Here is an 8,835-nt window from a genome sequence, read left to right as displayed (position 1 = left end):
CCCCCTGCTCCCTGCCCCCCTGCCCCCTGTTCGGGGTGTGGGGTATTTTCGTTCGGATCTTGCCCCTCTTTTCTTACCTCTTGCCCCGGATCTCTTGCCTTTTGAATCGGATTAAAACTGATACTAGTTACACTATCGCTGTGTCCCTTAAATGTTTTGAGTAAAGTGCCATGGCGATCCCATAACATTACCAGATGGTCAGCAGAAGCCGAAGCGATGAGCTGACTATCTGGACTAAAGGCTACTTTAAGTACCCATCGCTCATGTCCAATCAGCGTATCAATTAGTTTCCCGCTGCTAGCATCCCATAATTTTACGGTTCTATCGTCGCCAGCTGAGGCGAGTAACTGACCATCGGGACTGAATACTACAGAGTTTACTTTGCTTTTGTGCCCAGTGAGGCTTTGTAGCAAATGACCATCGGGTGTCCAGATGTTGATCGTGCGATCGTATCCTGCCGAAGCAATCTTTTCCCCATCGGGACTCCAGGCGATGGATTGGACTACCCCCTCATGACCGCGAAAAGTTCTAATTAATTTACCACTAATAGTCCAAAGTCGAATCGTACCATCTTCACCCGCAGAAGCGACGATCTCTCCGTTTGGACTAAAGCTGACACTGTAGACATGGCCTAGGTGTCCCCGTAGTGTGTTTTTAAGTGTGCCATTACGATACCAGAGTTTGATCGTGCCATCCCAGCTACCAGAAGCAAGGATCTGACGATCGGGACTAAATGCTACGCTAGTGACGGCATCATCATGACCTTTAAGGGTTGCCACAAAAAACCCGTTAGTACGCCAGAGTTTGATCGTGCGATCGCGGCTACCTGAAGCAATAAGTTGACCATCGGGGGAAAAACTCACATCTGTAACTATATCGCTGTGCCCTTCTAAACGATTTTGCTCTGAAATATTGTTCATAGCTTGAGATAGTGATGCGATGACTTGCAAGCGGGTATCGGGTTCCACCTGAAGGGCACGGGAATGGGGAATAAACCAGCGGATTTGACTATTTGATGTCAGGATGGGGAGAAAGAATTTCCAAATTCCTAATTCCCCTCCTACTATCTTTTGTTCTGCTCCTTTTTTGGTTTCTAACTGTTTCAAGCGTTTTGCTGCTCTTAAGGCTTCAATCAGTGCGTCAAACTGGTTATTTGAAATAAAGAGAGCGTCTGAAGAGGCACTAATTGCACTGAGACGATCGTTAAGAGATAATGTTGCTGCTAGTTTTCGTTGATCTTCGGCTCGCCATCCCAATCCGCCAGCACTAACAGCGAGAACTCCCATTGCTGTGCCAACTGCGATCGCTCTTAGTCGCTGTTTGCGAACCAGCAAGAGTTTTTCTTCACTTTCTGCTAACTGTGCCACTATTGTGAACTGAGTACGATCCTGATATTGTTGGCGAATTGGTGCTACTAAGTAATCGTGAACAATTTGATATCGATCCTGTGGCTCATCCGGTACTCTGAATAATAAGCCCGATCCGACTAATATTTTTAAAATTAAGTCGATTTGATCGTGGGTGATGATTTCTCTTTTATCGATACTGAGGTAATTATCGAGCCTCAATGACACCAGGGAATATAAGGCAATTAACTCATCTTTTGTTTTTAAAGGTCTAGTACCATTTTCATCTGTTAAGGCAAATAAAATTTTCCAGACTGCCTCCTCGTTATCCCAGCCGCAATCCGCGATCGCATCTAACAGAAATCTCTCCACTAGCACCGCTTTTGGATCATCCCCCAATGCCTTATACTCTACCAATGTTGTAATTTTTTCAGCTTGTAGTTGCGCCCCCACTACTTGCAGCTCAATCATCCGCACTGTTTCTGATGGCGATGCCAAATCTGTTACTAGCCTCTCAATTAGATCTTTTTCTAACTGAAGTTGAGATGCGGCTGTCAAGTTTGAAATAAGAGTTTTTGCCTCTGACTTAGAAAGATCTCCTAAGTGGTAGCGGATCTGTTTGTCTAAAATATTATTGTCTATTGCATTGAGATTAATATAACGTTCGCACTCCAATAAGTAATGTAAATAATCTTCTCTAATGGATAAAACTACCTTGACAAATGGCAGATTTAGGCAGCGAGAGAAAAAATCATAAAACTGACGACGCTCTTCTAAATTCGTACAAGCAAAAAAGAATTCTTCAAACTGATCGAAAATCAGAACAACTAGCAAATTATTTTCCGTAGCCAGTTGGAGCTGCTCTATAATTTTTTGCAGTTTAGTTATTTGTTCTTCAGATTTATTATTAATAAATGGTGTAGAATCGATATTGGTATCCCCTAGAGTGGGAGGAATAATGCCTAAAGCGCTATTTAATCTTCTGGCTAACTCATCAACCCAATTGCTATAGACTTTTTGCACTACAGGCACTACTTCTCTCGCGCCAATAATTCTAGTTTCTAGAGCAGGTACTAACCCAGCATTAATCAGGAAACTTTTGCCAACGCCAGAAGAAGCATGAATTATTGTCAGTTTGCGATCGTTACGGCTGAGACGTTCAATTAGGCGATTGATATCCAACAAACGCCCAGCGACTGAATTACCAAAGGTGTGGGGTAAAGGATCAAGAGTGAACTTTTGATTGTTGAGTTTTGTTATTCTTTCTTGACTTTTGACGGGGATTGGTGCAGCACCGAGAAAGGTAAAAAAACCATATTGTTGCTGGATTGTTCGTCTTCGGAGTTTAAGTTCAAAAGCGCGGAGGTACTCCTGGCGATTGAAATAAAGCACTCGCAATTCTTCTAAAATATCGATATAAAGTTGTGGCGACTGCGCTGAGGATGATGGTAACAATTCCTCTATTTTTAGGGCTTTTTCTAAGTTATCGATTGCCAGAGATAGATCCCCCAATTGTCGCAAGGCTTTAGCCAAAATCAGGATATATTTTCCTCGATGTTGGGGCTGATACCAGGGAGCTTTTGTGCGAATGCTATCGCTCTCATAGAAAGATTTTCCAAGATATATTTGAGATCTTTCTATGATGTCAATTGCAGTTTCCGCGAATATTTTAGCATCCTCCCAATTTGACTGTGCCTGAGCCACCGCCGCTAAAAAACCGTAAGCTTGGGGTATGAGAATTGGACCACCTGAACTTTGATTCTCTGCTAGTGACTGCAGCGCCAAAACTTGCAATTCTCTCCAGCTTTCCAGCTTTTCCAAAACTTCCCCAAGTTGAATCCTTAAGGAGGTTACCCAATCTAAACGTCTAGCTAGAGTAAAGACTTCAATACCTGCCCTAAAGGATTCTTTTGCTTTTACCCAGTTTCTATATTTGTGGCTGGGTTGTAAATCGGCTTGGCGACAATAACACCATCCGATGTGAAGAAGAAGTACCCCCTGTTGCTCTAAAAGAGAATAATTCTTATCTTCCTCTCTAGAAAGTTCTTCTTGCCAAAGTTCTATACTCTGTTGATAATGGTGTAGCGATACATCAATTTGATTCTGGAAAAAGGCATCTCTACCCAAGATAAATTGCCAACTTGCACGTAATTTTGGGGCTAAATTTACACCACGAGTTTGCAAGTCTCGCCACGCTGAGGCTAATTCCTGACGATGAAGGCAACCAGGTGTCAAATTGAAGTATTCATTCGAGAGAAACTCGCCCCTATTGTTATCCAAAATTGTCGCAAATAGTTTATCTGTGCTTTTCTGCCATAACTCAATCAATTGATTGGTGGGAAGTTCAAATTTAATTGAGGTAGCAGCCCAACTTTTGAAATCGGGAGCAAACCGCGCCAGTTTGTGCAGCACTTCATCTGTTACCCACAATACGAGAGGGGATGTTAAGCTTTTGCGAAACTCATCTCGCACCTGATTAGTTAAAGCTAATACTTGGTCAATTTCTATGATTGACTCTAATCCAAATACTATTAGGGTAGCACTTTGATGGTGAGTGGTGGCAGAGAGAATACTGGCATAGAGGTTTTTACTTGATTCTTCCAGCACTAGCTGCCTCAAGGGAACTCTGGCGATTGTTTGTAGTCGCTCCCATATAGGCTTTTTACAGATTTGATAGTTGCAGCGTACCAAAATCAAGGAAAATTGTCCTTCAGACAGGGTAATCGCCCGATCTAGTGTTAAGAGCGATCGCTCATTAGATGCTGCAATTTTTTCTAAGTGATTCCGTTCCTTCATAATAACCCAACTTTTGACTGCTAGCATATCTGAATTATGGCTAATTACCTATATTTTACTCCGATCGGAGTAAAATCCCTGCTTTTGTCTAATAAAAAAAAGATACTACCTTAAATGAACTCAATAATTAATTATTTATTAAAAATTAATCATTCTTTTTATTACCCATAGGGATCTCCTGACGATACCACACTATCTCATTTTTTTTTGATGATTAGACTAGAAAAAATTAAAAAGGATCTATTTATAAACTTATGGATTGGAATCCATCTTTATGAATACAAAAGTCTCAGGCAGAAGGGTGATTTTTTTAATCGGTGATTTACCAGATATTTTGCAGGTACGTCAAGATAATATCAGTGATTTTACGGATCTTATTCAGTGATTCTTGTTTTATTTTACTGTGATTAAAAACACATTAAAACTGTTGTATTTTCCTTGAATCATAGTGACTGAAATCACTGACTCACGTTGATTTTTAATATATGAGAGAAAAAATATCTTCGCAAAAAAAAAACAGGGACAAAGTATTGCTTTGTCCCTGAAATGGAGTACATCTGCCCTCTACCCTCTACCCTCTGCCCTCTGCCTTATATAGTTGGAATGGGTGCGCTCTAATCACCTAACACACCCTAAATATAGATATTTTGCGTAACTCCTGAATATATTACGCAATACGTGGCTGATTTTAGAGGAAGCTTTTATCATAGTTAATAGCGCCAGCCAACAAGAGAGCGATACCTGTTTCAAATTTGGTAACAATCCTGACAAACGCAGTAAAGGAAGGCTAAACTATCCCAATTAAGGAGTTTAAGATAAATATAGGGGAGGATAAATAACTTACTATATTGTGTTTCACCTCTTACCCCATACCTCTCACCCCTCACCTCATTTCAATTACACGGAGAATAGACGATGAAACTAAATGTAATCAACCAGCTAGGGGAGTCAAATCCCCAGTTATTTCGGGAACTAAAAGGGCGGCTCATCCCCCGCAATATTCTAATTTCAGTAGCCGCCTCCCTCCTCGGACAACTACTATTACTAATGAGTTTCAGTAGTAAGCTACCAATCTTTGACGAGACTAACAAAAATCCTGTTCATAACTCTTTCTGTACGGGTTCTCAAAAAAACTATTCTGTGCCATTGTGTATTCCCGACAACTTGGGTGGTTTTGTTATTAACTGGGAATTGTGGTGGGAAAGAGTATTCCTCTGGTTAAGTTTAATTGGGATATTTAGTCTATTGGTTGTCGGCACTTACATGTTAATTGCCGATTTATCAAAAGAAGATGGTAAAGGTACGCTGAACTTTTTGCGTCTAACTCCTAGTTCCAGTACGAGTATATTAGGTGGCAAACTATTAGGTGTACCAATTTTACTTTATCTTGCGATCGCATTAACTGTACCATTACATCTGGTAGCGGGTTTCAGTGGTAATATCCCCCTGATTCAGATTCTGGGTTTCTACGGCGTTATCGCTGCTAGTTGTCTATTCTTCTATAGTGCCGCCTTACTATTTGGTTTAGTGGGTAACTGGCTGGGTACTTTTCAAGCTTGGTTGGGTGCTGGTACAGTATTGATGTTCCTGTTCGTAATGACTAATGTTATTAATTATAATGGGACGCAAAATACTTCTTTCGATTGGCTATCGCTGTTTAATCCCGCAATTTTATTGCCTTACCTGATTGGTGGTCATTTTCTCGGTAATCCTAGCTATAGTTACCCTAACGAGAATGGTTTCCTCGATTTACTCTGGTTTTATTTACCTATCGGTAGCAAAGGTTTGACTATTTCCGGTTTTGCGATACTCAACTGCGGGTTATGGAGTTATTTGATGTGGGAAGGTTTAAAACGTTCCTTCCACAATCCTCACGCTACTTTACTGAGTAAGCGACAAAGTTATTGGGTGACAGCTTGCTTTAATTTCGTACTTCTGGGATTTGCGATGAATCCTGAAGTTACCGAGACGGAAAATTATTCAAGGGGGGCGTTTGAGAATTTTCAAATCCTGATGTTATTCAATCTAATCCTATTTTTAGGTTTGATTGCCGCATTAAGTCCCCACCGTCAAGCCATGCAGGATTGGGCACGTTACCGCCATCAAAAGCTTTCTGTACGGAAAGGTGGAATTCTACCGGAATTAATCTGGGGGAAAACTAGTCCCGCAGTATTAGCAGTAGTGATGAATTCTGCGATCGCTTCCTTAATCGTACTACCTTGGTTACTCCTGTGGCCTAATAGCGGCTACAAAGTACCTGCGCTATGGGGACTGATGCTGAATACGAGTATTATCCTTTTATACAGCTCAGTAGTCCAGCTCATGTTATTCATGAAAACACCAAAGCGGGCAATTTGGGCAGCAGGTACAGTGATGGGATTGATTATTTTACCGCCGATTGTTTTCGAATTCTTATCACTCGATAGTCAGTCGCTTGTGTGGTTGTTATCAGGATTTCCTTGGGCTAGCATTGAACATGCTGGCGCGAGTACTGTTTTAATGGCGACAGTTGGTCAATCTTTAGGACTTGTACTATTGAATGTACAACTAACACGACAATTGCGTAAAGCAGGTGAGTCAGCGACAAAAGCCTTACTTTCTGGGCGCTCTCCCATGGCAATTCCGTAAAGATATCATAAAAGATATCATAAAACCCGCTCCTAAATGCTTAATTGTTGGGGGCGGGTTTTGAATTTAATGTTGGGTGAGAGCGGGTTAGGAATTGGGGTTATTTTTGATTAGCCTAATTTTTTCCCTAAACCCGCCCCCACAAAATTAATATCATTTCCGTTGGCATCAGAATTATCCAAAAACCTCTGCGTACCTCTGTGCAAACCTCTGCGTACCTCTGCGTTAAAAAAAATCATGCCAACGCCAACCGATTCGATATCATCCCGACGGAAGGGGAATAGGGAGTGGTAAAAAAACCAACAACCAACAACCAACAACCAACTAATCAATTTGAATGGATTGGGGACCGGAAGCCGATGTGCCCGTAGAGGTTAACTTTTGGCGATAATCGGCATAAATGCGATCGCGCCAGGTGAAAAATGGTTCATAATCACTATTATCGGCTAATCCGGGAATCCCTTTGCCTTTAATTTGTTCGGGAATATCCAAATAGGAGCCTTCGGGAATCTTGAGGAGTAAACTCAAGCCAGCTACGGTAAAATCAGCCAAGCAAGGAGTGTCTGTCACTAGGTAAGGACGATCTGCTAGGATTAAACAGAGAGCTTCTAAGTCTTGTTTGAGACTATCTCTTGCTTCTTTCACCAAATCGGGAGTGCAACCGACACCAAAACCCATAAATTCAAGCAATTCTGAAGGAATACCACTGACGATATTTTTCAGGAAATCGGGAGTTTCGTTGGGTAAAATTAAGGTGCGGAAGCTGGGATTTTGAGTTAATGCACCAAAAAGTACTTTTCGACTTTTTGGCCCAATCGATTCATCTGCCCATTCTTCCATTAATAAACATTGTCCTCTGTCTTTGGGGTTGGTGGGAACAATCGGTTTTTCCGGATATTGGCGATCCAAATACATTGCGATCGCGGTAGAATCACTAATTATGGTATTGCCATCTTTGATGATGGGAACTTGCTTTTGTCCCGATAGGCGAAATAATTCAAATTGTCCCACACCTGGGGTGACTTCGATTTTCTTGTATTCTAATCCTTTATAATCGAGGATAAAGCGGACTTTTTCTGAGTATTGCGATAGTTCAAATTGATATAACTCGATCATTTTTTGTCTCCTAATTTGCTAATTGCTAATGTTTAATTCCCTACTCCCTACTCCCTACTCCCTAATTTCCAAGTTTCGTTGAAAAAGCTTAAACTTATAGTTTGAGTTCGAGTACTTTCCCTGGTTGAGGCTCGATGAGTTGAGTGGATAGGTGATGATGGGTAAATTGCGATCGCAATTCATCCACAGTACCAATCGTATGGAGTATAGTATTTAGGAATCCATGGTATGTCACATCGCCACCTGCTGCTGTAGGGAGAAATACTTTCGGTTTTACTAATTGAGCGAGTTGCAATGCGGTTTTATGTCCCTGGATAATTGGTCCGAGAATAGGCAATTCTAAGCTTACCACTGGACTGATTACTATATCTATGGGGGCATAATCTTTTAATTCAGTGGCGGGATAGCCGTGGGGTTCGTAATAGAGGGTTGTTTTGCTGGAAAATTCTGTAATCAGATAGGCATTTTCCTGTACTAGAGGACCAATGGGTGCGCCTGGTAAAGCACGGATTTCAATACTCTCATTTAGGTTAAATGTCTGAGTGAAATTCAGAGCAGTTACCTGAGTATAACCTAACTGTTGGACTACCTTCGCCGCACTAGGAGAAGCCACTACGGGAATTGTTTTATTTAGCTTGGTTAGGGTTGGTTTGTGGGTGTGATCTTCTAAGCCTTGGGATAGTAAAATTAGGTCAATCTTGTCTGGTAGGGCATCAAGGGCGGGTGGTTTGTCGCCTTTGAAAAACCAGGGGAGGTTACCAAACATGAGGGAACCCACTAACCAAGGATCGATTAGGATGTGGTATTCTCCGAGTTTGAGTAACCAGCTATTCGCACCGAAGTAGGTTAGCTGCATGGGCGTGAGAGTATGGATGCGGTTCTATCTAATTGTAAAGTTTTTTGAAGCAGTTGGGAATGGAGTGATATCCGACTTACCCCTCCCCCAGCC

At 41.6% G+C, this 8,835-nt stretch carries 4 protein-coding genes; 1 reads left to right on the top strand and 3 read right to left on the bottom strand.

Annotated elements, in window-relative coordinates; genetic code table 11:
• Window positions 1-4,169 (bottom strand): nSTAND1 domain-containing NTPase (locus NJ959_RS20905; protein WP_254013675.1); only part of this gene is annotated, 4,169 nt, incomplete at its 3' end.
• Window positions 4,170-5,057: 888 nt separating this feature from the next.
• On the opposite strand from NJ959_RS20905, the gene NJ959_RS20900 reads away from it, so the two are divergent.
• Window positions 5,058-6,770, top strand: a complete 1,713-nt coding sequence (locus NJ959_RS20900) for an ABC transporter permease (protein ID WP_254013674.1) — start codon at window positions 5,058-5,060, stop codon at window positions 6,768-6,770.
• Window positions 6,771-7,094: 324 nt separating this feature from the next.
• On the opposite strand, the gene NJ959_RS20895 is transcribed toward NJ959_RS20900, so the two are convergent.
• Together NJ959_RS20895 and NJ959_RS20890 are read right to left on the bottom strand one after the other, a co-directional pair.
• The gene (locus NJ959_RS20895; protein ID WP_254013673.1) at window positions 7,095-7,886 is read right to left on the bottom strand and encodes a glutathione S-transferase; all 792 of its coding nucleotides are present in this window, start codon (window positions 7,884-7,886) and stop codon (window positions 7,095-7,097) included.
• Between the two features lie 94 nt (window positions 7,887-7,980).
• The gene (locus tag NJ959_RS20890) at window positions 7,981-8,742 is read right to left on the bottom strand and encodes an MBL fold metallo-hydrolase (RefSeq protein ID WP_254013672.1); all 762 of its coding nucleotides are present in this window, start codon (window positions 8,740-8,742) and stop codon (window positions 7,981-7,983) included.
• Between the last annotated feature and the right edge of the window lie 93 nt (window positions 8,743-8,835).

The organism is Limnofasciculus baicalensis BBK-W-15 (assembly GCF_024178385.1).
Lineage (GTDB): Bacteria > Cyanobacteriota > Cyanobacteriia > Cyanobacteriales > Coleofasciculaceae > Limnofasciculus > Limnofasciculus baicalensis.
The sequence above is the reverse complement of the archived record's forward strand: the minus strand, read 5'-3'. Positions and strand labels throughout refer to the sequence as shown.

Excerpts from the sequence above, each read along its gene's own strand:
- NJ959_RS20895 (WP_254013673.1), bottom strand. The coding sequence starts at position 7,886 with ATGATCGAGTTATATCAATTTGAACTATCGCAATACTCAGAAAAAGTC.
- NJ959_RS20900 (WP_254013674.1), top strand. The coding sequence starts at position 5,058 with ATGAAACTAAATGTAATCAACCAGCTAGGGGAGTCAAATCCCCAGTTA.
- NJ959_RS20890 (WP_254013672.1), bottom strand. The coding sequence starts at position 8,742 with ATGCAGCTAACCTACTTCGGTGCGAATAGCTGGTTACTCAAACTCGGA.